The following is a 22,984-nucleotide window of genomic DNA, read 5'->3' as shown; positions in this document are numbered from 1 at the left end:
CACAATGTATCGCCCCACGTTAGCCATTCCGTTTCCCTCGCGTAGTTTTTGCTGGACCGCAGGTGAGAGAAGGGCATCCCATAAGATATGCGGAAACGTTCGACGGTAGCGGCTTTGCTGGCTGCCGCATTGTGTTCCACCTCTCTGTCCTCGCAGACCGCGGTGTCTACACCCCAACCCGCGCGCAAGAAGATTGGTCTGGCCCTCGGCGGCGGTGGCGCGCTTGGCCTTACAGAGATCGGTGTACTGCGCTGGCTGGAGGAGCATCACATTCCGGTCGACGGCATCGCGGGCGCCAGCATGGGAGCGCTGGTCGGGGCACTCTATGCCACCGGGCATACGCCGGATGAGATTCAGCAGTTGACCAGCGATGAGGTGCTCACGAAGGTCTTTCGTCTCTCCAACGACTTCAGCATCTTGAACTATCGCCGGCGCGAGGATCGCCGCGGCGCACCCAACTACATGACCATCGGTCTGAAGCACGGCATCAGCGTTCGCAATGGCCTGCTGGTCGATGCCGGGCTGAATGCCTTTCTTTCGGCGCAGTTTCTCTCGTATGGCGACAAGACCAGCTTCGACCAGTTGTCGGTTCCGTTCCGCTGTACGGCGACGGATATTACCGAGGGCAAGCCGGTGGTGTTCGCACGCGGATCACTGCCGGAGTCGATCCGTGCCTCCATCGCGCTACCGGGAATCTTTCCCCCGGTGCAGAGAGAGGGACACACCTATGTGGACGGGGGAGTACTTGAGAATCTGCCGACACAGACTCTGAAGTCAGACCTGCATGATGATGTGATTCTGGCCGTCTCGATGCCTTTGGCCAAACTGGCGCCGAACAACACCAGCCTGCTGGGAACATTGCAGAGGTCGTTCTCGGTGGCGATCTGGGGCAATGAGCTGCAGTCGCGCCGGCTGGCGGATGTCGTTATCGAGCCGCAGACCGGCAACCTGACGACCATGGATTACGCCAGGGCCGAAGACCTCGCGAAGTTAGGCTACGACGCCACGGAGGCGCAGAAGGACAAGCTGATGGCCTATGCCCTCTCCGATACGGGGTGGGCGGCGTATCTTGTGAACCGAACTTCGCGGACGGCGGACAAGCCGCGCAACATCTCCTCCATCAAAGTGGAAACCGAAAGCCACGAGGTGAAGGAGGCGGTAGAGCACAAGCTGCAGAAGCTGGTAGGCCAGCCCGCCGAAGCTGCCGTCATCGACAAGCGGCTGGATGAGGTGCGGGCGGACGAACGTTATGAGGTGACCTATCAGGTCAGCTATCCCTCCGGACCGATACGGGGTGTACGCGATGCGGATATCGCGGTGAAGCTGGCCGATAAGGAGAATGGGCCCCCGTTCATTCTTATCGGCGTCAATGGCCAGGCACAGTCGGGCCAGACCCCGCGCTTCACGCTCGATCTGACATATCTGCACCAGGACTTCGGACGGTATGGCTCGGAGCTGCGCGGGTCTGTGCATCTGGGCTGGCTGCAGCAGTTCGATCTGGAGTACTACCGCCTGCTGAATGCACGGGGTATTTTTATCGCACCGCATGGAGAGTTCACGCGGCGGCCATATTTCATCTATCACGATCAGAATCGCTTGTCGGAACGGCTGTGGCAACAGGGAGGAGGCGGTGTCGATGTCGGATACACTTTCAGCCATAGCACCGAGGTGCGTGCGGGGTGGCAGGCATGGAGCCAGCGCTGGGTCACCAAGACGGGCAACGACGGCCAGGGCGACTCATCGCAGGTCGCACATCTCTTCGATGTACGCTATGCCCACGACGCGCAGGACCGTGCCGAAGTGGCGCAGCGTGGGTTTCACTACGACGTCGGCGCTGGCTATTTGAAGGCAGGCGAACATGCGGCCGCGGCTCCGCGCATCGTTGGTAAGATCCAGTTCTCTCATACGATCGGAGGCAACAGCTTCCTGGCTGCCGCAGAAGGTGGCACGTTGTTCAATCGCGACGTGGCCCAGCCGTACCGATTCACGCTGGGTGGGCCTGGGAGGCTCTCCGCTTCAGCCTTTGAGGAGTATCGCGGAACGGATTACTTCTACCTTCGCGAGGCGTATTTACGCAGGATTGCGAAGCTACCCGATCCCCTGGGACAGAACATCTATCTCGCGATTGCGTATGAGGCTGGACAGATGCGTGCCCCACGATCGATCGGCGTAACCGGTACAGACTATGCTCAGCCAGTCTCAAGTTTTCTGCGGCAGGACGTCATGTTCGGTGTGCTGGCAGAGACCCCATTAGGCGTGATCAGCTTCGGTCCGGCGCTTGGCGATGCAGGTAGAAGGAAGTTGAGCTTTACGATCGGCCGCTCCTTTTAGGAGCGGGTTGGATGGTTGAATCGTTGAATGGTTGAATAGTGCACAAATTGCATTGCGCGGTTTGGTAATTTCGGCTTACCTAGAGCAATTCTCCTAATACTGTGGTGTTGGATAGATCCGCGAATGCCGTTTTCTTTGCGGAAAACGGCGCGAACAGCCAGCACTTCGCTCTACACCTTTAGGAGAATTGCTCTAGCCGCTGTTCAATAGCTTGTTGGTTTACTTTCACCATTCAACTATTCAACCATTCAACCGTTTTATTTACCGTCCCTGAGCCGTATCGCCAGCCGATCGGGCAGTCCGGCCATCAGGATTTTGCCCTGGGCTTTGATGATGTCGTAGGGCAGGCGATGGAAGGTGATGGTGGCCTCGTCGGTGTCGTAGATGGCGCAGGCGACGCGCCAGTCGCCGTCGCGGGGCTGGCCGGCGGAGCCTGGATTAATGAGGTAGCGGCACTCCGGGTCGAGCTTCAGCACCCATGTCTCGGCGACTTCGCGGGAGCGGTACTCCGGAATCAGTTCGCGCCAGGCAGTCCCTTGCTGGATGAAGCCTCCCTGCACGTGGGTGTGACCGAAGAAAGTAAGCGGCTGCTGCATCTGCTGCAGCGGCGCCCAGGCATCGCGAACGTTGAGGATGTAGTCGTCTTCGTCGAGCGGAGAACCATGCACGCAGGCCACTGCAACGCCCTCGGGGTAAATGGGGCCTAGGAGCATGGCGCGTACCCAATCCATGTTGGTGGGCGAGAGCGCCTCCTGTGTCCACAGAGCGGCAGCGCGGGCGATGGGATTGAAGTTCAGGGAAGACGTCAGGCCGGCAGCGACGCGGTCATGATTGCCGCGAACATGCAGTGAGCCTACCGCGCGAATCTTTTCGACAACATCATTGGGACTGGCGCCGTAGCCGACGACGTCACCGAGATCCCACACTCTGTCGACGGCGCCAGCTGCCTCGAGGACAGCCTCTAAGCCTTCCAAACTGCCGTGAATATCGGAGAGAACAAGCGCGCGCATGACAGATAAATTCGGTGTTCGGCGCGCAACTGGTGTGGGTTGGGCCTGCACACCAATGTAACAAGTTTGGGCTGAAAGCTAAAAGCTTGAAAAAGAGGGATCTTGGAGCGACGAGCATCCTGCAAAAAGCAGGTTCGTCACTTATCGCCCCAGCGAACAACTTCGCTGGGGACCTCGAACGTTCAGGATGGCAGGCCGACGGCGGTGCTTTACACCTGCGCCAGGGGTTTCGACCGGTCTGTCTGCATGGTCGGGGCGGAGGCCAGCAGGCGTTTCGTATAGGGATGCTGCGGCTGGTGGAAGATCTGCTGGACCGTCGCCTGCTCGACGATGTGACCGTGCTGCATAACCGCGACCCGGTCAGCAGTCTGGGCTACGACCGCGAGATCGTGTGAGATGAAGAGCATAGAGAGACCGTGCCGTTCGCGCAGGTCTGCCAGCAGACGCAGAATCTGTGCCTGGACGGTGACGTCAAGCGCCGTCGTCGGCTCGTCGGCAATGAGCAGCCGCGGCTGGTTCACGATCGCCATGGCGATCAGGATACGCTGCCTCTGGCCGCCGGAGAACTGGTGCGGATAGTCGTCATAGCGGCGGGCAGGGTCGGGCATGGCGACCTGTACGAGCGACTCCAGAACCCGCTCTTTCACCTCTGCGCGCGATAGCTGGGAATGATGGGCGCGCACCGCCTCGGCGATCTGTGTGCCGATGGTGGAGACCGGGTTGAGCGCGGTCATCGGCTCCTGGAAGATCATCGCGATCTCGCGGCCGCGTACCTGCCGCATAGCCTCTGTCGAGAGTGTCTGCAGATCGCGCCCGTCGAAGCGGATCTGGCCGCGTACCTGCGCCGAGGGAGGCAACAGCCGCAACACCGCCAGCGACGTGGCAGATTTGCCACTGCCCGACTCTCCCACAAGCCCCAGCGATTCGCCGGCGGCGACGTCGAGATCGATGCCATCGACCGCGGGGCGCTCTCCGCCGAAGGAGACTTGCAGATTGCGGACTTCGAGCAGTGGGCTGGTCACTAGAGCATTTTCCCTGTAGGTGTAGTGTAGGGCTTCCGTATCTATGGGCGTTTTCCGCAATGAAAACGCCGCTGCACACCCCTTCCGGGCTACCCAGCAACAGGGAAAATGCTCTATTCCGCTACTTCCGCCAGGGCCGCGAGTGTCTTTTCCAGCGATGCGGTGTCTTCGACGTTGAGGGCCTTCTGGTTGCGGTCGATCTGGCGCATCAGGCCGGTGAGCACGCGTCCCGGGCCAACCTCGATAAAGTGGGTCGCGCCCTGGGCGACGAGCGTCTGCACGCACTCTACCCAGCGAACAGCGCCGGTGACCTGGCGGATGAGGGCATCGCGAGATTCGGCGCGGCGATGTTCCACGCGGGCGTCGACGTTGCAGACGATGGGGATGTGCGGGTCATGGAAGTTGACCTGTTCCAGGTAGCTGGCAAGCTGATGCTGGGCCGGAGCCATCATGGCCGAATGGAAGGGGGCACTGACCGGCAGCATGACGACGCGCTTTGCGCCGGCTTCTTTGCAGAGTTCTGCGGCGAGCTCCACGCCCTTGATGGCGCCGGAGATCACGGTCTGTTCCGGGGCGTTGAGGTTGGCGGCGGAGACGACCGAATCGGTCTCATCCCAGGCGCGGGTGCAGAGCTCTCCGATGGTAGCGGCGGGCAGGCCCAGAATGGCAGCCATGGTGCCCTGGCCGGCGGGGACAGCTTCCTGCATGAACCTGCCGCGGTTCTTTACGGTGCGGACGGCGTCGGCAAAGCTGATGGTGCCGGCGGCGACATGGGCAGAGTATTCGCCCAGCGAGTGTCCGGCGGCGATGGCTGGCCGAATGCCCTTTTCTTCGAGCACACGAAGGACGGCCACGGAGACTGTCAGGATCGCAGGCTGGGTATTTTCCGTGAGCTGCAGATCCTCTTCCGGGCCCTCGAAGCAGAGCTTCGAGAGCGGAAACCCGAGCGCTTCATCGGCTTCGTCAAAGACCGCTTTTGCGACTGGAAAATTGTCATAGAGATCGCGGCCCATGCCGACCGCCTGGGAGCCCTGCCCAGGAAAGAGGAAAGCCAGTTTTTGCATGCTCATAGGGGCATGGTAACGGAGGCCAGTTGCTAGTTGCTAGTTCCTGGTTCCTGGTTAAAAGTCGAAAGCGTGATCCAGGGACCACGCTTTCCTATTGAATCCACAATCCTTATGCGACTGGCAGCAAAACTAGCAACCAGGAACTAGCAACCAGCAACTGCTTTTAGATTCCTACGCCGAACTCGACATCCTGCATCTCGTCGCCTGCGTGCGAGTAGGCGTCGTAGGGGGTGCGGCGATTGAACTTGTAACGCTGGCGCAATTCGCGGCCTACGAAGAGGCCCAGAGCAACGGCGCCGAGGCCGGCGGAGACCCAGCCGACGGTTTTCAACACGCGCGAGCGCGAGGGCTCGCTGCTGGGTAGAGATTCAATCACTACGGCAGGAATCTTATCGAGCCTTGTGCCAAAAATGCGGCGCTTTCCAAACGGCTTCATGCCATGCATCATAACGCACCATCGGCATGGCTTGCAGAAAGCCTTAGTTTCCGGGGAAATTTTCTATCCATGAGTAACCAACTCGTCAACTTCGGGTTCTTAAGAAGGTGATGAAGATGCGTTCCTGGCTTCGTTTTCTAGTGTTACCGTTGCTGGCTGTGTCATTTAGCGCCAATGCCGGCGCACAGCAACCGCTGATGAACCGTATCCCTGAGGGTGTGGAGCTGATGGGTTCGTCCGGATCGCGCTCCAGCTTCAGCTTCGACAAGGCGATGCTGGATTCCGCGGACTCGCTGCTGGCGGATGAAGACGCCCGCCAGGCTGCCGCAGCGATTCACGGAATTACAGTTACCAACTATCACTTCCGCGACGAGATCGGCTACGACCCGCAGCAGATGGCGTCGGTGGCCGCCGAATACAGGGCTGCTGGATGGAAGCACCTGGTAAATGCCAATCAGCGTGACCCTGGAACCGGAACTGACTTGTGGATGCACTTCAGCGGAGCGCAGATCGATGATGTTTCGGTGCTGATCCGTCAGCCGCGGCAGATGAGCTTCATCTCGATCTCGTGCCAGCTCCGGCCCCTGGACCTGCTCCACCTGAGCGGTCACTTCGGAATCCCGAAGGTGGATCCGAATGCAGTGATGGTTCCCGCTCCCTGAACGGGCGCGAGTTGAATGGTTCAATCGTTGAATAGTTGAATGGTGGTTTGTGGTGCAACCGGCTCTATTCAACCATTCAACTATTCCCACTATTCAACTATTTAGAACTGTTCCACCTGCCGCAGCAGCGCAAGCTTCCGTTCCGGGCCTAAGAAGCTGGCTTCTACGGAGTTGGCGGCGAGTTCGCGCATCTGTTCCAGGGTGAACTCGAGCTGTTCGTGGGCCAGGATGTATTCGTCCAGCAGGTTGGCACCGAACATGGGCGGGTCGTCGGAATTGAGCGTGACCATCAGGCCGGAGTGGAAGTAGTCGCGTGCCGGGTGGGAATCGAGCGAAGAGCAACAGCCTGTCTTCAGATTGCTGGTGATGTTCAACTCCAGAGGGATCTGCTTTTCGGCGAGCACTTCCAGGAGCTCCGTATCCTGGGCGGCGGTAAGAGCGTGGCCGATGCGTTCCGCGCCGATGTTGATGGCGGACCAGATGCTGTGCGGGCCGACTGACTCGCCGGCGTGTGCCGTCAGCCGCAGGCCGGCCTTTCTGGCTTCGAGATAGAGATCGCGGAACTGATCGGCGGGGCCGCGCGCTTCGTCACCGCCGATGCCGATGCCCACGATGCTGGGGTACCGCTCGCGCAGCTCGGCGGCTTTGTGAAAGACGCGGGCGGCTTCCTCTACGCCGAAGTGGCGTACGGCATCGATGATCCAGAGCAGTGTGACGCCGAAGTCCTTTTCAGCGCGTAGACGGCCGCGTTCGATACCCTCGACGAAGGGTTCGACTTCGAGTTGCTTGATGAAGTAGATGATGCCGAAAGAGATGTAAGCCTCGGCATGCACGACGCCCTGGGCGGCGAGCGCGCTCACCATGTTATAGGTGATCAGCTCGTAGTCTTCCGGTGTCTGCAGGCGTTCGGTCACGGCCTTGAAGGCCATCAGAAACTCAAGGAAGTTGTCGTACCGGTAGAGTGCGCGGGCCTGTTCCAGCGTAAGGGGAGTGGTGTCATGCCTGCGGGAGAGCTCGACCAGGGTCTCCGGCTCGATGGTGCCCTCGAGATGCAGATGCAGCTCACACTTCGGCAGGCGGCGGAGCCAGTCGCGCGGTTCGAGATCGGGGGGATACAAAGCCCGTTGCGGCATGATTGTTAGTGTACCGGGCAATAGAGCATTTTCCCTGTAGGTGCAGTGCAGGGTTTCGGCACCTATGGGCGTTATCCGCAATGAAAACGCCGCGGCACTCTTCTTCCGGGATGCCCAATAACAGGGAAAATGCTCTAAGTGGAGAGCATGCGGAGGTAATGGTAATTACCTTCCCTGCAGCGTGGCGACGGTTTCTGGCTTGGGCGCGAACTCGCTGCGCTTGCGGCTGTAGAGGAAGTAGACAAAGAGCCCGATCACCAGCCACACGAAGAAACGTACCCAGGTGATAGCCGGCAGGCCGGCCATCAGGAGCAGGCAGCAGAGAGTGCTGAGGACGGGAATGACCGGGCCGAATGGAACGCGGAAGCCTCGATGACGTTCCGGCTGGCGGCGGCGAAGTACGATCACGCCGATTGAGACCAGAACGAAAGCGAAGAGGGTGCCGATGTTCGACATCTCTGCGAACGAGCCCACGTCGAAGAGTCCCGATGGAATGGCTACGAGGATGCCGGCGAACCAGGTCGCGAAGGCGGGGGTGCGGTACTTCGGGTTCAGGCTGCTGAAGATATCGGGCAGCAGGCGATCGCGCGACATGGCGAACCAGACGCGGGCCTGACCGAGTTGGAAGACGAGGATGGAGGAGATCATCCCGACGATGGCTCCGAGAAGCACGGCCAGACGCACCCAATGCAGGTGATGGCCTTCCGGCGTGAGGCTGATACGTTTGAGGGCCGTCACCACCGGGGCAGCATCGCCCGCGATGGACTGCCAGGGCACGATGCCGGTCAGGATGGCGGCGACCCCGACGTAGAGAAGGGTGCAGATCACCAGCGTGGCGATGATGCCGATGGGAACATCGCGCTTGGGATCGCGGCACTCTTCACTCGCGGTAGAGACGGAGTCGAAGCCGATGTAGGTGAAGAAGATGATCGAACCGCCGGCGAGCACACCAGGGAAGCCATTGGGAACGAAGGGATGATAGTTGCCTGGATGGATAAAGCTCAGGCCGAAGAAGATGAAGAGCAGGATGGCGAATATCTTCACCAGCACCATGATGTTGTTGGTCCGGGCGGATTCGCGGATGCCGCGGACAAGGATCACGGTGAGAATAAGCACAATGAGGAAGGCCGGGATATTGAAGCCGAAGTGCCAGCCCGGTTGGTAAATATCGTGTCCGGCGAGGTCCTGCAGGCCGAGTGGCAGATAGGCCGGGGAGAGCCACTTGGGATCCATCTTGATGCCGAGCCAGTCGATGAGGTCGACGACGTGCGCTGCAAAGCCGACGGAGACGCTCATGTTCGAGAAGGCGTATTCGAGGATGAGGTCCCAGCCGATGATCCAGGCGATGAGCTCGCCCAGCGTGGCGTAGGTGTAGGTGTACGCCGATCCGGCAATCGGAATCATGCTGGCGAGCTCGGCGTAACAAAGGCCGGTCAGGCCGCAGACGATGGCTACCAGAATCAGAGAGAGCGCGAGGGCAGGGCCCGCGCCCGGACGGCCGGCGACCGAGCCGTGATGCAGGATCAAGTCGATGATGGGCGAGGCCTTCCAGTCCGCGAGCTTGGAGGGATTGCCGCCGATGGCCGTTCCGATGACAGTGAAGATGCCGGAGCCAATGACGGCGCCGATGCCCAACGCGGTGAGCGAGACCGGGCCGAGTGTCTTTTTCAGGCTCCGTTCCGGGTCTTCGGACTCGGAGATAAGCTTGTCAATCGACTTGGTCGCGAAGATTTGCCGGGCCAGCGGAGTGCTCCTGCGGATGTGGTGTGGTTCAGGTTCGATTACAGCAAGATTAGAGCAATTCTCCTAATACTGTAGCTTTGGAGAGAGCATTTTCCCTGTAGGTGTAGCGTAGGGCTTCTGCATCGATGGGCGTTTTCCGCAATGAAAACGCCGCTGCGCTCCTCTTCCGGATCCCCAGTAACAGGGAAAATGCTCTAAATCTGCGAATGCCGTTTTCTTCGCAGGAAAACGGCGCAAACAGCCAAAAATCCGCCTTCACACCTTTAGGAGAAATGCTCCATCGTCTGGAGGCAATGATTCCGGACAGCAAAAAGCAAGGCCCGCCGCGTAGGCGGGCCTTGCTTCGACTACTTGTTGGAAGGTGTGTGGCTCTAGCGCTTAGACTGGCCGCGCGACAACTTCCGGAGTTTCTGCTTGTTGGAGCCGCGCGGGGTGGTGCGCTTGGCCTTGGGAGCCGCCTTCTTACGGGCAGCGCGCTTCAGTTTCTTGCGCTCTGTTGTGTCGGTAACGCTCTTGGTATTTGCCACTGTCTTCTCTCTGTTCTCTGAAAATGTTGCACGCCCAGATCGCCTGCATGCGGAACCCCGGAATACGGAACTCCTGAATACGAACCCTGGATGCGACCTAGATGCGTTCGAGCTGGGCAAACTTCTCCACCAGCTTCTTAACGCCATGCTTCGTAAATTCTACCGTAATTTTGGCGTCATCCCCCTCGCCTTCGCGCCGAACCAGGATTCCTTCCCCGTATTTGGGGTGGCGGACCCGGGTTCCGCGGGCCATTCCGGTCTTGCCGGTGGGCTCGGGGAGGTCCATCTTCGGGCGGGAGACCTTCTGGCCCCTCTGCGAGAAGAAGCTGGCGATGTTGTCTATGGAGGAGCCGGAATGGCCGCCGCCGCCACCGCTGCCGGCGCCATAGCGTTGCTGCGGACGTCCGCGGCTGCCGGACTGGTCTTCGTCCTCGTAGGAGTAGTGCCGTTCGCCCTCTTCGTAGGGATCGCGCCGCTGCTGGCCATACCGGCCGCCGCCGCTTGACCACGACGGGGTAGGCCGCGGGCTGCCTAGGTCTTCCATCAGGCGGGAGGGAATCTCCTCCAGGAACCGCGAGGGCATGCTGGCCTCGGGCATGTCATTGCCGTAGCGGCGGCGATAGCGCGCCCGGCTGATGATGAGCGTATCCATCGCTCGGGTGATGCCCACGTAGCAAAGGCGGCGCTCTTCTTCCAGACCGGTGGGGTCTTGCAGGACACGCGAGTGCGGGAAGAGCCCCTCTTCCATGCCGCAGAGGAAGACCAGCGGGAATTCGAGGCCCTTGGCGGCGTGCAGGGTCATCAGCGTGACCTTGGCGTCGGCCTGGTACTGGTCTACGTCGGAGACCAGAGCGGCATGGTCCAGGAAGTCGGCCAGGGTCTCGCCGCGCTCCTGGGCATCCTGGGCGGCATTGGCGAGTTCCTTCAGGTTTTCAATGCGAGAGAAGGCTTCGGGTGTGCCTTCGTCTTCAAGGGCGCGGATGTAGCCGGAGCGATCGTTGAGGAACTTGATCAGCTCGGGAAGCGTGGCCGGATCGCCGGGCGCGCGGAAGCCGTCGACGCGGGCGCTGGTCTCGAGCTTTTCCGTCGAGGCATCGGCGTTGGAGGCAGGAGAGGGCTTCTCCACCACCGGAGCGAAGGGATTGAAGGAGACATCCTCGGTACCGTGTGCGTTTTCCGGGGCGATGGAAGATTGTTCCTCCGTCGGACCGAAATCGAAGTTGAAGTTGAAATTGAAGCTGGTGTCGAAGGAGGCATCGGCCTCTTCGTTTTCGACCTCTGCCTCGGCTTCGGCGAAGGAGAACGATACGTCTTCGTCTGCCGCGGTGGCCGTATCTTCGGCGAGCTTCTCTGCAAAGCCAGGGCCAAGGATGGCGCGCGCATCTTCGATCAGACGCTTGAAGCCTTCGAGCGCGGTAAGGGCGCGTTGTGGCAACAAACGTTGTTTGATGGCCTGGCCAATGGCGTCCCATGTGGACATGCCGGTCTCGAGTGCCAGGCGTTCGAGCGTCTCCATCGTAGTCTTGCCGATGCCACGTGCAGGCGCGTTGATGACGCGTGCCAGGCCGACGGAATCATGCGGATTCTGGACCAGCTTCAGGTAGCTGATCATGTCTTTGATTTCGGAGCGTTCGTAGAACGAGAAGCCGCCAACCATCGTGTACTTGATCTGGTAGCGGCGCAGCGCTTCTTCCACCAGACGCGACTGCGAGTTGGTGCGGTACAGAATGGCGCAGCGCGCTTCGCCTTCCCCTTCGGAAGCAGTCCTTAGATAGCTTTTCAGGCGATCGGCGATGAAGAGAGCTTCGTTTTCTCCGTCGGGAGCTTCGTAGTAGCCGATCAGCGATCCGCCATCGCGCGTGGTGAAGAGGTTCTTGCCTTTGCGCTGCGTGTTGTTCGAGACGACCGCGCCTGCTGCTTCAAGAATGACCTGGGTGGAACGGTAGTTCTGTTCCAGGCGGATGGTCTGAACCTCGGGAAAGTCTTTTTCGAACTCGAGGATGTTGCGGATGTCGGCGCCGCGCCAGCTATAGATGGACTGATCTTCATCGCCGACGACGCAGACGTTGTGATGATCACCGGCGAGCATCTTCATCAGCTCGTACTGCGGACGATTGGTGTCCTGGTACTCGTCGATAAGGATGTAGCGATAGCGGCGGTTGTAGCGCTCGCGTGTTTCTGAGGAGGACTTGAACAGGCGCACGGTCTCGAGCAGAAGATCGTCGAAGTCCAGCGCGTTGGCTTTGGCCAGCTCCTGTTTATAGATCTTGAAGATGTGTGCGATCCGCTCTTCCAGGGGATTGGTGGAGTTGAGGAAGTACTCCTGGGGATCGATCATGTGATTCTTTGCCCACGAGATGCGACCGAGAGCAACACGCGGCTTCAACTGCTTGTCATCGATGCCCAGCCGCTTCAGTGCCTGCTTGACGACTGCCTGCTGATCGGTCTCGTCATAGATGGCGAAGGTCTTGGTGAGACCCACGTTATTCACACGTAGCGCTTCGATATCGCGGCGCAGTGTGCGCACACAGAACGAGTGAAAGGTTGAGATCGATGGTTTGGAGAGCGATCCGTGGCCCAGAAGTGCGAGGACGCGTTCTTCCATCTCCTTTGCGGCCTTGTTAGTAAAGGTCACCGCGAGGATGGAATCAGGAGAGACACCCCGTTGATTAATCAGGTACGCGATGCGGTGTGTGATGACGCGGGTCTTACCGGAACCGGCGCCGGCAAGCAGCAACACAGGACCATCGACGGTCTCTACACCGGCCCTTTGCTGCGGATTCAACTTGTCGAGAAGATGCTGCAAGACGAGAAAACTACTCCTGCATCAAGTTTACCGCCGCAGCGCACAAGAACATATAAGACAGCCGCGACGAAGCGGACGTTAGCAGGCAAAGTTCAGAAAATTACTCGAAATTAATTTCGAAAAAAGTTGGAACAAAGTGGGAACGGGCCGCGTAATGCCTCCTGCGTGACGAAATCACCTGAACCTAGGCCAGATGAGATTCGATCAGCCACCGCAAAGGAGAGAACTCACATGAACCGTCAGACTGTTACGCGCGCTGCATTCGCAATCGCCTTCACCGCCATGACTTTGGCCCCTACCGCGCACGCCGCATCGTTCTTCAAGAAGGGCACCCCGGATACACAGACTTCCATGAAGAAGGCCGGCAAGACCATCAAGTTCACCGTTCGTAACGATTCCAATGAGGCACGCGAGCTTCGTATCGGCGATGACGTTGTGACGATCGCCGCGAAGAGCAGCAAGCAGCTCGAAGCCGCTGACGGTACCCGCGTTTACAGCAACACTGCCACCGACAAGGTCGCTGCAGGCACCCTGATGGTGCAGCTCTCCAAGGACATGAACAACGCTACCCTGGCGTTGAACTAAGATTCACACTTCTCAATCCGCTCCCCTACTGGATGGCTGGCGGTGAAGGCGTACTCTAATGGAGTATGTCTTCGCCGGCAGCCATCTCGCCTTCCCGCAGTATCTGTGTCTTTTGTGCCTCTGCCAATGGAACGCGGCCTGAATACCGCGCCGATGCCGAAGATCTGGGACGGCAGCTTGCCCTGCAGAATATCGGCCTGATCTATGGCGGCGCTCGCGTTGGCCTGATGGGTGCGGTGGCCGATGCCACGCTGGCTGCAGGCGGACGTGTGACCGGTGTGATTCCGCATGTGTTGGTCGATATGGAAGTAGCGCATCACGAGATCACTGAGCTTCATATCGTGAAGACGATGCACGATCGCAAGGCGCTGATGGGAGAGAAGGCAGATGCATTTCTGATTCTTCCCGGTGGCTTCGGCACGCTGGAAGAACTCTTCGAGGTGCTGGCCTGGTCGACCCTGAAGCTTCACTCCAAACCGATCGTGCTGTTGAATACGGCAAAGTTCTGGGATGGCATGTTGGCGTTTCTGGATCACTGCATTGCAGAAGGTGTATTGACACAGCCGAGGCGAGAACTGCTGCTGGTGGCCGATACGGTGGATGAAGCGATCCGGCTTTGTCTGGGATAGTGCATTTTCCCTGCAGGTATAGTGCAGGGCTTCCACATCTATGGGCGTTTTCCGCAATGAAAACGCCGCTACACATCCCTCCGGAGATACCCATGAACAGGGAAAACGCTCTATTGCGCCTTTTTATGGGCAGCCCGATCTGTTGAATCTTTCACGTTCATCGAACCATCCAAGCGTAGGTATGCCTACTCTGTTTGATCCCATCCGCGTCGGTGACCTCGATCTTCCCAACCGTATCTTCATGTCGCCGCTGACGCGGCTGCGCGGCACTCCGGACCATGTGCCCACGCTGATTCAGGCGGAGTATTACCGCCAGCGTGCAAGCGCCGGGCTGATTATCAGTGAAGGAACTCCCGTGGCTCCGCTGGGTGTTGGTTATCCGCAGGTTCCGGGAATTTGGAGTGATGAGCAGGTTGAAGCATGGAAGCCGATTACGCAGGCGGTGCATGAGGCCGGCGGCCGCATCTTTGCGCAGATCTGGCATGTCGGCCGCATCTCGCATTCGAAGCTGCTCAACGGTCAGTTGCCGGTAGCGCCGAGCGCGATCGCCGTGCAGGGAACGGTAAATGTCCTGCGGCCACAGGTTCCATTCGAGACGCCGCGAGCGTTGACGATTTCTGAGATCAAAGAGGTTGTAGAGCAGTTCCGCCGCGGAGCGCAGAATGCGCAGCGCGCCGGCTTCGATGGTGTGGAGCTGCACGGAGCGAATGGATATCTGCTCGACCAGTTCCTGCAGGACGGCGCCAATCATCGCGATGATGAGTACGGCGGCAGCCTGGAGAATCGCGCACGGCTGATGCTGGAGTGTGCGGATGCTGCAATCAGTGTGTGGGGACCCGATCGCGTGGGAATGCATCTGGCTCCTCGTCCAGGCGCACATGGCATTCAGGATTCAAACCCGGCTGCGACTTTTGGCCATGTGGTGACGGAATTGGGTAAGCGGAAGATTGCTTTCATCTGCGCTCGCGAACGCGTGGCGGAAGACAGCCTGGGGCCGGAGCTGAAGAAGAAGTTTGGCGGCGTCTATGTGGCGAATGAAGCGTTCACCTTCGAGCAGGCGGCCAATGCATTGAATGATGGCTGGGCCGATGCAGTGGCGTTCGGCAAGTTATTTATCGCCAATCCGGATCTGCCGCGGCGGTTTGCCGAAGGGCTGACGTTGAATCAGCCCAATCCGGAGACGTTCTATACGCATAATCCGGAAGGCTATGTAGATTACCCCACGCTGCCGGAAGACTGAGGCTGAGGAGAAGATGGGATGAGGAAGTCGGGCTTATGCTTGACTTCTTTTTGTTTGTCATCCCGTAGGGATCTGCTTTTCGCCTAAATCCCTGTTCAAAGGTGGGGAGAAAAGCAGATTCCTCCGCATTCGCTACGGAATGACAAACAAAAGGTCATTACAACTCAGTCTGCCGCTACCCTAAATCTTCTCCACAACGACAGCCGTGCCGTAGGCAAGCACTTCGGTGACGCCTTGCATGATTTCGGTCGCGTCGTACTTGGCTGCGATGACGGCATTGGCTCCGCTTTGCTCGGCGTGCAGCAGCATCATTTGAAAGGCGTCGTTGCGTGTCTTCTCGCAGAGGTCACTGAGGATGGTGATATTGCCACCGATCAATGTCTGCAGACCGGCGCCGATAGAACCGAAGATCGAGCGCGAGCGTACCAGAATGCCGCGGACGACTCCTATATTGCGAACGATGCGATAGCCAGGCAGCTCAAACGCGGTGGTGACCATAGACGGATCGATAGGCATGGAGTTCTCCTTGCGGTGAATTGTACGAGGAGAAGGTTTACTGAGTTCCAGATTCGGCGAAATATAGCCGCGCTTAACTGCGAAGCTTTTCCAGCAAAGCAGTAACCGCGCCGCAGTCGATGGTTGATTGTGCCAGGGCAACGCCCTCTTTCAGCGTGGCAGCTTTGCCGGCGACGACCAGCACTGCGGCGGCATTCAGCACCACAACATCCCGGCGTGGGCCTTGTTGCCCGGCAAAGATGGCGGTGAGGATGGCTGCGTTCTCCACTGCATCGCCGCCGCGGATCTCTGAGATAGGGGCACTCTTCAGACCGAGGTCTTCCGGCTTCAAGGTCATCAGCGAGACGACGCGTCCCTTCACTTCAGCGATCTGCGTGGCGCCGTCGAGCGTGATTTCGTCCAGGCCGTTTCCATGCACGATAAACGCGTGCCGCGTGTTGAGCATGGCCATGGCTTCGGCAACGACCGGCACCAGGTGTGGCGCATAGACACCCATCACCTGGGATGGGGCTCCGGCGGGGTTCGCCATCGGGCCAAGGATGTTGAATACAGTACGGACGCCGAGAGCGCGGCGTACCGGCATGACGGCCTTCATGCCGGGATGGAGCTCAGGTGCATGAAGAAAGAGGAAGCTGTTACGGCGTAGGGTTTCAGCGCCGGCCTCGGGGGTCTGTGAGATGGGAATTCCCAGGGCTTCCAATACGTCAGCGGAGCCGCACATCGAAGTGACGGAACGATTGCCGTGCTTGGCAACGCTGGCTCCGGCGGCTGTGGCGACCAGGGCCGCGGCGGTGGAAATATTGAAGGTGCCGCTCAGGTCCCCGCCGCTGCCGCAGGTGTCGACCAGCATTTCGCGTTCGCCTGCGTTGAGAGGAAGTTGCAGGGCGGCCAGACGCATGGCTTCGGCAAAGCCTGCGATCTCAGCGGCGGTCTCGCCGCGGGTAGCCAGGGCTGTGAGCAGGCCGGCGAGCGTGATCTCGGTAAAGTCGCCTGTGAGGATCTCGGCCATCAGGGCACGGGACTCCTCACGCGTGAGCACGGCTTTCTGTTCGACGATGCGCTTGAGAGTGAGTGAGAGACCCATATCCGTTTTTTGAGGGTAGCATTTAGATGCGAATCGGCCGGGAATGTCATCTAATATCCGTATGCGCTGGATGGCACTCGTCGCACTGTTCGTGACGCTCACCGCGGCTGCGCAGGACCCGCAGCGGACGGCGAAGCCCGGCGACGACAACAACAGAATCCGCAGCGTCCCGACAAACGACAACTATTCGGTTCCAATCGACTCAATCGATTACGACAACCCTATGGCGCATCCGGAAAATCGCCCTGCCGCGCCAATCTGTGATCCGGAACAGATTGAGGTAAAGATCGGCTCGGACAACGCTTCCAACGGCCAGCACGGCATTCCCATCAGCTTCCATAACGGCAGCAATCTGACCTGTTCCTTTTCATCCGTAATGGTGATGCAGCTCGAGAACAGCTCCGTCGTTCAGGAGAGGGTGCGGCAGGGCACGACATGGGTAATGAAGACGGTCACGCGGTACCGTCCAGTGCCGATCACGACCTGTCAGAACTGTGGCGGATTCCACTTCAACTCCAGCATCGGACAGGAGATTGTTGTCGAATCCGATGCCGTGGTCTATGCGATTATCGGCTTTAGTTCGCTCAACTCCGCACCCTGCGCTGACCCAGACACGTTCAGTTGGTTGACGCGTCCTGGCAGCCAGATGCAGCATGTTCCTCTCTCACTGCATGTCTGTGCGCCGCTGCGATTCTCCGGAATTATTAAAAGTTTGCCCGATGGCTTCCTGACACCGTAACCCCGTGCGAACATCGCACGAAAGTGCGATCTCCGGTTGCGCCTCGTTCTGCGGCTCGACTACGATCATTGGCGGATAGCTCCGGAACCAATGAAAATTCACGAGTATCAGGCAAAAGAGATCCTGCGGAAGTATGGCGTCACCGTCCCTGCCGGTGAGATGGCCACCACGCTGGAAGAGGCCGACAAGGCCGCCAAGCAGCTCTTCTCCAACGGCGCTCCCGCCGTGGTCGTCAAGGCGCAGATTCACGCCGGCGGCCGTGGCAAGGGTGGCGGCGTGAAGGTTGCCAAAACGATCGACGACGCCAATGCTGCATCGAAGGCGATCCTCGGTATGCAGCTGATTACGCATCAGACTGGACCTCAGGGCCAGAAGGTGCAGCGCCTGCTGGTCGAGGAGGCTTCCGCCATCGACCGTGAGCTGTATCTCGGCATCGTGCTCGACCGCGCTTCGGCCAAGCTGGTGTTCATGGCCTCGCAGGCCGGCGGCATGGAGATCGAAGAGGTTGCCGCGAAGGATCCTGAGGCGATTTATAAGGAGTACATCGATCCAGGTATCGGCCTGCAGCCGTACCAGGCGCGCAAGCTCGCCTTCAAGCTGGGCCTGAAGCCCACGCAGGTGGGTCAGGCGGTGCAGTTCATGATGGGCCTGTATAAGGCGTTCGTCGAGACGGACTGCTCGCTGCTCGAGATCAACCCCTTCATCACAACGAAGGACGACAAGCTCGCTGCGCTCGATTGCAAGATCAATTTCGACGACAACGGCATGTTCCGGCACAAGGACCTGAAGGAGCTGCGCGACATCACCGAAGAGGATCCGCTCGAGGTCGAAGCCAGCAAGTTCAACCTGAACTACATCCGCCTGGAAGGCAACATCGCCTGCATGGTGAACGGCGCCGGTCTTGCAATGGCGACGATGGACATCATCAAGTACGCCGGCGGAGCTCCGGCGAACTTCCTGGATGTGGGCGGCGGCGCCAGCCAGGAGCAGATTGAACAGGCCTTCGGCATCCTGTTGAAGGATCCGAATGTGAAGGCGATCTTCATCAACATCTTCGGCGGCATTCTGCGCGTGGATGTGCTGGCGACCGCTGTTGTGGCCGCCGCCAGGAACCTGGGCGTCAACATTCCAATCGTCCTTCGCCTGGAAGGCACGAACGTGGAAGAGGGCCGCAAGATCCTGAAGGAGAGCGGTCTGAAGTTCGAAGTAGGCGCAACGATGAAGGAAGCCGCTGACCTGGCTGTCGCGGCAGCCAAGGGGGTGGCGTAATGGCAGTACTGGTCGATAAGAACACGCGACTGATCGTTCAGGGCATCACCGGCCGCGAGGGTACGTTCCACGCCAAGGCCTGCGCCGAGTACGGCACCAAGGTTGTGGGTGGCGTTACGCCGGGTAAGGGTGGCACCATTCACGAAGGCTGGCCTGTCTTCAACACGGTGGCAGAGGCTGTACGCGAGACCGGCGCCAACGCCAGTGTGATCTTCGTTCCTCCGCCGGCTGCGGCTGACGGCATTCTTGAAGCAGTCGACGCCAAGCTCCCGCTCGTGATCTGCATCACCGAAGGCATTCCCGCGCTGGATATGGCGAAGGCCTGGCCGGTTGTGAAGGGTTCGCAGTCGCGCCTGATTGGGCCGAACTGCCCGGGTGTGATCTCGCCCGGAAAGGCGAAGATCGGCATCATGCCGGGCCGCATTCACAAGGAAGGCAGCGTCGGTATTGTGTCCAAGTCGGGCACCCTGACTTACGAGGCGGTTTACCAGCTCACGACCCGCGGCATCGGTCAGTCGACCGCCATCGGCATCGGCGGCGACCCAATCATTGGAACGACGCACATCGATGCGCTGAAGCTGCTGCAGGACGATCCGGAGACTGAGGCGATCATCATGATCGGCGAAATCGGTGGATCGGCCGAAGAGGCAGCCGCGGCCTTCATCAAGGAGCATGTCACCAAGCCTGTGGTCGGCTTCATCGCCGGACAGACGGCGCCTCCGGGACGCCGTATGGGCCACGCCGGTGCGATCATCTCCGGCGGCGAAGGCACGGCGCAGAGCAAGATGGAAGCTATGCGCGCGGCCGGCATCCACGTCGTGCAGTCGCCTGCGGAGATGGGCGAAATGATGGCCAAGGTGCTGGGCAAGGCCTAATTCATCGATAGACATCAGATATGGGGCGGCTTCGGCCGCCCTTTCTTACTGCGAAAAATCTGGTGTCAAGATTTCACTCGTTCCGGTCTCGGCAGGATTATCGCGTCAGGGCCGGGCAAAGGAATGCGATCCCTCACCATCTCACGCTCCTATTGAAGGAGAGACTCTATGCCGTATCTCACAGATCAGGATCATCGCGTAGTTCCGGGACAGGTGAAAGAAGATCAGGTCACCTCATATATCGAAAAGTACACATCACAACTTCCAAGTTCGTTTTATCTTGGCGTCGCGGGTGTTTCTGTAGCCGCATCTCTGGTGCTAAAACTTACCGGACGCGACCGGGATGCTCAGTTCGTTGGCCAATGGGTCGCCCCTTTCTTACTGTTCGGCATCTACAACAAGCTCGTAAAACAGCATGGCTCCGATGCGCAGGTGCATCATCACAGCGGAGAACAGACGTTACGCGCGGCGTAATCCTGCGTGGCCCCCCATGGCAACCTGAGCGCCGAAGTGCGCATCCCCACACTTCGGCGCAAGTCATCGTCTAAGATTTCAGGCGGCACGGCGCCAGCAAATGACGCTGATTCCGCTCTGGAGATACAAAATGAAACGTACCGCACGGTTTATTTTTCCCCTGCTCCTTGCCCTGCTGATCGCACCTCTACCCGCTGCTCATGCGCAGCAGCAATCCAAGTGGTCGAATGAAGATGCTTCGCGGATTGCGCGCGAGGTACAAAAGCAGCTTCTTCGACTGACAAACTACAGCGTCTTCGATAGTCTGCACTTCGGCCTGCGCGGCGGAGTCGTGACCCTTGGCGGTTATGCCAGCCGGCCCACATTGAAAGACGACGCGGCACGCGTGGTGAAGAAGATCGAGGGCGTGACTGAGGTCGACAATCAGATCGAGGTTCTGCCAAACTCACCCAACGATGACCGTATCCGGATGGCGGTTTACACCAACATCTACAGGCAGCCGGCGCTCCGTAAATACACCTCGAACTTCCCGAACGCTGCGCTGACGCCATCGATTCCACGCGCTGCGGGTGGCATCACCTGGGATCCGCCGCTTGGCTATCACGCGATTCACATCATTGTGAAGAACGGCAATGTAATCCTGACCGGGGTGGTCAACAACGAAAGCGACTCGATCATCGCGCAGATGCAGGCAAACTCTACCCCGGGCGTCTTCGGGGTCGAGAACCAGTTGATCGTGGCTTCGCAGCCGAAAAAAGAGAAGTAGCGGCAACAGGGAAACCAGTCCTGGTAATTTACGGGAGGCGGCTTCGCAAGAGCGTTTTTCCTGTAGGTATCGTGTAGGGCTTTCGCATCTGCGGGCGTTTTGCGCAATGAAACGCCGCTACGCCCTTTCTGGGATACCAGTAACTGGGAAAACGCTCTATGCTTGCAAACATGATGCAAGCTGACGAGTCTCGCCGCCGCTTTCTTGGCGTGTGCGCCAAAGCCGGTGTGGGCGCCACGTTGTTTCCCGGTGCACTGTATACGCTGGCCGCGCAGGCGCAGCAGAGTGCTGGGCCTGGAGCCAGGCTTGGAGCCGGGCTTGGAGCAGATCCGGGCACCTTTGCGAAGATCACACCGGAGATGATCGACCAGGCGGCCGCGATGGCGGGGTTGACGATCACCGACGAGCAGAAGAAACAGTTGCTCGATGGTGTTGTCGATCAGCGGGATTCCATTCGCCAGCTTCGCGATCTGCATCTGCCGAATCGAGTGGCGCCCGCGTTTTCGTTCGACCCCGTGCCTTCAGGGATGAAGCTTGAGACGGCGCAGAAGCCCGCCGTGCTGTCCGTAGCGCCCGATGTCAGCGCGCTCTCCCTGAGCAATGAGGAGAAGCTTGCTTTTGCCACGGCGAGGGAGCTGGGCGAGCTGGTCCGGACCCGGAAAATATCGAGCGTCGATCTGACCAAGCTGTATCTGTCGCGCCTCAAGCGCTTCGATCCGCAGCTGCACTGCGTCATCACCCTCACTGAAGAGCGTGCGTTGCAGCAGGCGGCGGAGGCAGATCGCCAGATCGCGGCAGGTAAACATCTCGGACCGCTGCATGGTGTTCCGTGGGGCGCGAAGGATCTGCTCAGCGTAAAGGGATATCGCACGACCTGGGGAGCGGCCGGTTTCGAAGAGCAGCAGTTCGATACCACAGCGACAGTTGTTGAACGGCTCGACAAAGCCGGGGCCGTGCTGCTCGCCAAGTTGAGTATGGGAGCCCTGGCGCAGGGCGATCTATGGTTCGGTGCACGCACGCGGAATCCCTGGAATACGAAGCAGGGTTCAAGCGGATCGTCGGCTGGTTCGGGCTCGGCGGTCAGTGCAGGTCTGGTGGGCTTTGCCATCGGGACAGAGACATTGGGTTCGATCTCGTCGCCCGCAACGCGTTGCGGTGTTACCGGCCTGCGTCCGACGTTTGGTTTTGTGCCGCGCACCGGAGCGATGGCGCTGAGCTGGACGATGGATAAGATCGGCCCCATCTGCCGCAGCGTGGAAGACTGTGCGCTGGTGATGGACGTCATTCACGGTCCTGATGGGCAAGATCGCATGGTCAAAGAGGCGGCCTTCTCCTGGGATGCGCGCTTTGACTGGAAGAAGCTCCGTGTCGGTGTGTTGTCGGCGGCGTTTGAGGCACCGAAGTTTGAAGAGCCGAAGCGCAAGGATGGCGAGGCCGATGCGGCGTACGCCGAGCGCGTTGCCATGGCAAAGCGCAACTACGAGCGGTCTGTCTATGACAACCGCTACGACCGCGCATCGCTGGATGCGTTGAAGAAGATGGGCGTGACCTTGATCCCGGTGGAGCTGCCGAAGCTTCCCTGGGGAGCGATCACGCCGGTGCTTGAGGTCGAAGCGGCAGCTGCGTTCGATGAGCTTACCTTGAGCGGACGCGATCGTTTGCTGACCGGGCAAAGCTCCGGCGACTGGCCTAACACCTTCCGCATCGCGCGTTTCTACTCAGCAGTGGATTATGTGCAGGCGATGCGCGCACGCACTCTCGGCATCGAGCAGATGGCGGAACTCTTTGCGAAGGTGGACGTGATTGTGACTCCTTCGGGCGGCTCGCAGCTTCGGGCCACCAATCTCACGGGACATCCGGCGGTGATCGTTCCCAACGGCCTGCGTGGTGACGATGCACCACTGCCATGGAAGACTGGCGATGGTGATCCGGGGAACAACGGTGGACCGGGTACGATGACGAGTATTACGTTCCTCGGTCAGCTCTACTCTGATGCACGGCTGGCCGCATTGGCGCGTGCGTACCAGGAGGCCACGGGCTTCCATAAACTCCATCCCAAGCTTGCCTGAT

21 protein-coding genes are annotated in these 22,984 nt (G+C 59.5%); 11 read left to right on the top strand and 10 right to left on the bottom strand.

Annotated elements, in window-relative coordinates:
- Nucleotides 1–87 precede the first annotated feature (87 nt).
- On the top strand, nt 88–2,331 hold the full coding sequence (locus tag AB4Y89_RS11310; RefSeq protein WP_442301033.1) for a patatin-like phospholipase family protein: 2,244 nt from the start codon (nt 88–90) through the stop codon (nt 2,329–2,331).
- 257 nt (nt 2,332–2,588) lie between these two features.
- On the opposite strand, the gene AB4Y89_RS11305 is transcribed toward AB4Y89_RS11310, so the two are convergent.
- From AB4Y89_RS11305 to AB4Y89_RS11290, 4 genes are all read right to left on the bottom strand, one after another.
- The gene (locus AB4Y89_RS11305) at nt 2,589–3,341 is read right to left on the bottom strand and encodes a metallophosphoesterase family protein (protein ID WP_442301032.1); all 753 of its coding nucleotides are present in this window, start codon (nt 3,339–3,341) and stop codon (nt 2,589–2,591) included.
- A 209-nt stretch (nt 3,342–3,550) separates the two neighbouring features.
- A complete protein-coding gene (locus AB4Y89_RS11300) occupies nt 3,551–4,363 on the bottom strand; it encodes an ABC transporter ATP-binding protein (protein WP_442301031.1) in 813 nt (270 codons plus the stop codon).
- 113 nt (nt 4,364–4,476) lie between these two features.
- Complete coding sequence (fabD, locus tag AB4Y89_RS11295) at nt 4,477–5,427, bottom strand: ACP S-malonyltransferase (RefSeq protein ID WP_442301030.1); 951 nt, start codon at nt 5,425–5,427, stop codon at nt 4,477–4,479.
- A gap of 166 nt (nt 5,428–5,593) precedes the next feature.
- Nucleotides 5,594–5,866 carry a hypothetical protein gene (locus AB4Y89_RS11290; protein ID WP_147646933.1) on the bottom strand — a complete coding sequence of 91 codons (273 nt, stop codon included), beginning with the start codon at nt 5,864–5,866 and terminating at the stop codon, nt 5,594–5,596.
- 116 nt (nt 5,867–5,982) lie between these two features.
- Between AB4Y89_RS11290 and AB4Y89_RS11285 the strand changes: the two genes are divergently transcribed.
- Complete coding sequence (locus AB4Y89_RS11285) at nt 5,983–6,528, top strand: hypothetical protein (RefSeq protein ID WP_442301029.1); 546 nt, start codon at nt 5,983–5,985, stop codon at nt 6,526–6,528.
- A 101-nt stretch (nt 6,529–6,629) separates the two neighbouring features.
- Here the strand turns inward: AB4Y89_RS11285 and add are convergent, their stop codons facing one another.
- From add to AB4Y89_RS11265, 4 genes are all read right to left on the bottom strand, one after another.
- Nucleotides 6,630–7,661, bottom strand: a complete 1,032-nt coding sequence (add, locus tag AB4Y89_RS11280; protein WP_442301028.1) for an adenosine deaminase — start codon at nt 7,659–7,661, stop codon at nt 6,630–6,632.
- 165 nt (nt 7,662–7,826) lie between these two features.
- Nucleotides 7,827–9,392 carry an amino acid permease gene (locus tag AB4Y89_RS11275; RefSeq protein WP_442301166.1) on the bottom strand — a complete coding sequence of 522 codons (1,566 nt, stop codon included), beginning with the start codon at nt 9,390–9,392 and terminating at the stop codon, nt 7,827–7,829.
- Between the two features lie 383 nt (nt 9,393–9,775).
- On the bottom strand, nt 9,776–9,931 hold the full coding sequence (locus tag AB4Y89_RS11270; RefSeq protein ID WP_442301027.1) for a hypothetical protein: 156 nt from the start codon (nt 9,929–9,931) through the stop codon (nt 9,776–9,778).
- A gap of 97 nt (nt 9,932–10,028) precedes the next feature.
- The gene (locus tag AB4Y89_RS11265) at nt 10,029–12,737 is read right to left on the bottom strand and encodes an ATP-dependent helicase (protein ID WP_442301026.1); all 2,709 of its coding nucleotides are present in this window, start codon (nt 12,735–12,737) and stop codon (nt 10,029–10,031) included.
- A 231-nt stretch (nt 12,738–12,968) separates the two neighbouring features.
- Here AB4Y89_RS11265 and AB4Y89_RS11260 point away from each other — a divergent pair, with 231 nt between their 5' ends.
- From AB4Y89_RS11260 to AB4Y89_RS11250, 3 genes are all read left to right on the top strand, one after another.
- On the top strand, nt 12,969–13,322 hold the full coding sequence (locus AB4Y89_RS11260; protein ID WP_147646937.1) for a hypothetical protein: 354 nt from the start codon (nt 12,969–12,971) through the stop codon (nt 13,320–13,322).
- 65 nt (nt 13,323–13,387) lie between these two features.
- Nucleotides 13,388–13,951, top strand: coding sequence for a TIGR00730 family Rossman fold protein (locus AB4Y89_RS11255; RefSeq protein WP_442301025.1), 564 nt, complete (start codon nt 13,388–13,390; stop codon nt 13,949–13,951).
- A gap of 181 nt (nt 13,952–14,132) precedes the next feature.
- Nucleotides 14,133–15,191 (top strand): alkene reductase, encoded by a 1,059-nt coding sequence (locus AB4Y89_RS11250; RefSeq protein ID WP_442301024.1) that lies wholly within the window; start codon nt 14,133–14,135, stop codon nt 15,189–15,191.
- A 180-nt stretch (nt 15,192–15,371) separates the two neighbouring features.
- Here the strand turns inward: AB4Y89_RS11250 and AB4Y89_RS11245 are convergent, their stop codons facing one another.
- A complete protein-coding gene (locus tag AB4Y89_RS11245) occupies nt 15,372–15,707 on the bottom strand; it encodes a YbjQ family protein (RefSeq protein WP_442301023.1) in 336 nt (111 codons plus the stop codon).
- 73 nt (nt 15,708–15,780) lie between these two features.
- Nucleotides 15,781–16,791, bottom strand: coding sequence for an anthranilate phosphoribosyltransferase (gene trpD / locus AB4Y89_RS11240; protein WP_442301022.1), 1,011 nt, complete (start codon nt 16,789–16,791; stop codon nt 15,781–15,783).
- 43 nt (nt 16,792–16,834) lie between these two features.
- On the opposite strand from trpD, the gene AB4Y89_RS11235 reads away from it, so the two are divergent.
- The 6 genes from AB4Y89_RS11235 to AB4Y89_RS11210 all read left to right on the top strand — a co-directional run bounded on the left by AB4Y89_RS11235 (nt 16,835) and on the right by AB4Y89_RS11210 (nt 22,983).
- Entirely contained in the window at nt 16,835–17,530 is a 696-nt protein-coding gene (locus tag AB4Y89_RS11235; protein WP_442301021.1) for a hypothetical protein, read from the top strand.
- 90 nt (nt 17,531–17,620) lie between these two features.
- Entirely contained in the window at nt 17,621–18,799 is a 1,179-nt protein-coding gene (gene sucC / locus AB4Y89_RS11230; protein WP_442301020.1) for an ADP-forming succinate--CoA ligase subunit beta, read from the top strand.
- Nucleotides 18,799–19,674, top strand: a complete 876-nt coding sequence (gene sucD, locus AB4Y89_RS11225; protein ID WP_442301019.1) for a succinate--CoA ligase subunit alpha — start codon at nt 18,799–18,801, stop codon at nt 19,672–19,674. The genes sucC and sucD overlap by 1 nt, the downstream gene beginning before the upstream one ends.
- Before the next feature lie 168 nt (nt 19,675–19,842).
- A complete protein-coding gene (locus AB4Y89_RS11220; RefSeq protein WP_442301018.1) occupies nt 19,843–20,148 on the top strand; it encodes a hypothetical protein in 306 nt (101 codons plus the stop codon).
- Nucleotides 20,149–20,278: 130 nt separating this feature from the next.
- Nucleotides 20,279–20,914 (top strand): BON domain-containing protein, encoded by a 636-nt coding sequence (locus AB4Y89_RS11215; RefSeq protein WP_442301017.1) that lies wholly within the window; start codon nt 20,279–20,281, stop codon nt 20,912–20,914.
- 158 nt (nt 20,915–21,072) lie between these two features.
- Entirely contained in the window at nt 21,073–22,983 is a 1,911-nt protein-coding gene (locus AB4Y89_RS11210) for an amidase (protein WP_442301016.1), read from the top strand.
- Nucleotide 22,984 lies beyond the last annotated feature (1 nt).

The organism is Terriglobus sp. 2YAB30_2, assembly GCF_052114765.1.
Classification (GTDB): domain Bacteria; phylum Acidobacteriota; class Terriglobia; order Terriglobales; family Acidobacteriaceae; genus Terriglobus.
Note: the sequence above shows the minus strand (reverse complement) of the source record. Positions and strands in the feature narration are given on the sequence as shown.

Coding starts and splice junctions, on each gene's coding strand:
- sucD (WP_442301019.1), top strand. CDS start 18,799: ATGGCAGTACTGGTCGATAAGAACACGCGACTGATCGTTCAGGGCATC.
- AB4Y89_RS11245 (WP_442301023.1), bottom strand. CDS start 15,707: ATGCCTATCGATCCGTCTATGGTCACCACCGCGTTTGAGCTGCCTGGC.
- add (WP_442301028.1), bottom strand. CDS start 7,661: ATGCCGCAACGGGCTTTGTATCCCCCCGATCTCGAACCGCGCGACTGG.
- AB4Y89_RS11260 (WP_147646937.1), top strand. CDS start 12,969: ATGAACCGTCAGACTGTTACGCGCGCTGCATTCGCAATCGCCTTCACC.
- AB4Y89_RS11305 (WP_442301032.1), bottom strand. CDS start 3,341: ATGCGCGCGCTTGTTCTCTCCGATATTCACGGCAGTTTGGAAGGCTTA.
- AB4Y89_RS11250 (WP_442301024.1), top strand. CDS start 14,133: ATGCCTACTCTGTTTGATCCCATCCGCGTCGGTGACCTCGATCTTCCC.
- sucC (WP_442301020.1), top strand. CDS start 17,621: ATGAAAATTCACGAGTATCAGGCAAAAGAGATCCTGCGGAAGTATGGC.
- AB4Y89_RS11290 (WP_147646933.1), bottom strand. CDS start 5,866: ATGAAGCCGTTTGGAAAGCGCCGCATTTTTGGCACAAGGCTCGATAAG.
- AB4Y89_RS11220 (WP_442301018.1), top strand. CDS start 19,843: ATGCCGTATCTCACAGATCAGGATCATCGCGTAGTTCCGGGACAGGTG.
- AB4Y89_RS11285 (WP_442301029.1), top strand. CDS start 5,983: ATGCGTTCCTGGCTTCGTTTTCTAGTGTTACCGTTGCTGGCTGTGTCA.
- AB4Y89_RS11210 (WP_442301016.1), top strand. CDS start 21,073: ATGCTTGCAAACATGATGCAAGCTGACGAGTCTCGCCGCCGCTTTCTT.
- trpD (WP_442301022.1), bottom strand. CDS start 16,791: ATGGGTCTCTCACTCACTCTCAAGCGCATCGTCGAACAGAAAGCCGTG.
- AB4Y89_RS11310 (WP_442301033.1), top strand. CDS start 88: ATGCGGAAACGTTCGACGGTAGCGGCTTTGCTGGCTGCCGCATTGTGT.
- fabD (WP_442301030.1), bottom strand. CDS start 5,427: ATGCAAAAACTGGCTTTCCTCTTTCCTGGGCAGGGCTCCCAGGCGGTC.
- AB4Y89_RS11235 (WP_442301021.1), top strand. CDS start 16,835: ATGTCATCTAATATCCGTATGCGCTGGATGGCACTCGTCGCACTGTTC.
- AB4Y89_RS11255 (WP_442301025.1), top strand. CDS start 13,388: ATGTCTTCGCCGGCAGCCATCTCGCCTTCCCGCAGTATCTGTGTCTTT.
- AB4Y89_RS11215 (WP_442301017.1), top strand. CDS start 20,279: ATGAAACGTACCGCACGGTTTATTTTTCCCCTGCTCCTTGCCCTGCTG.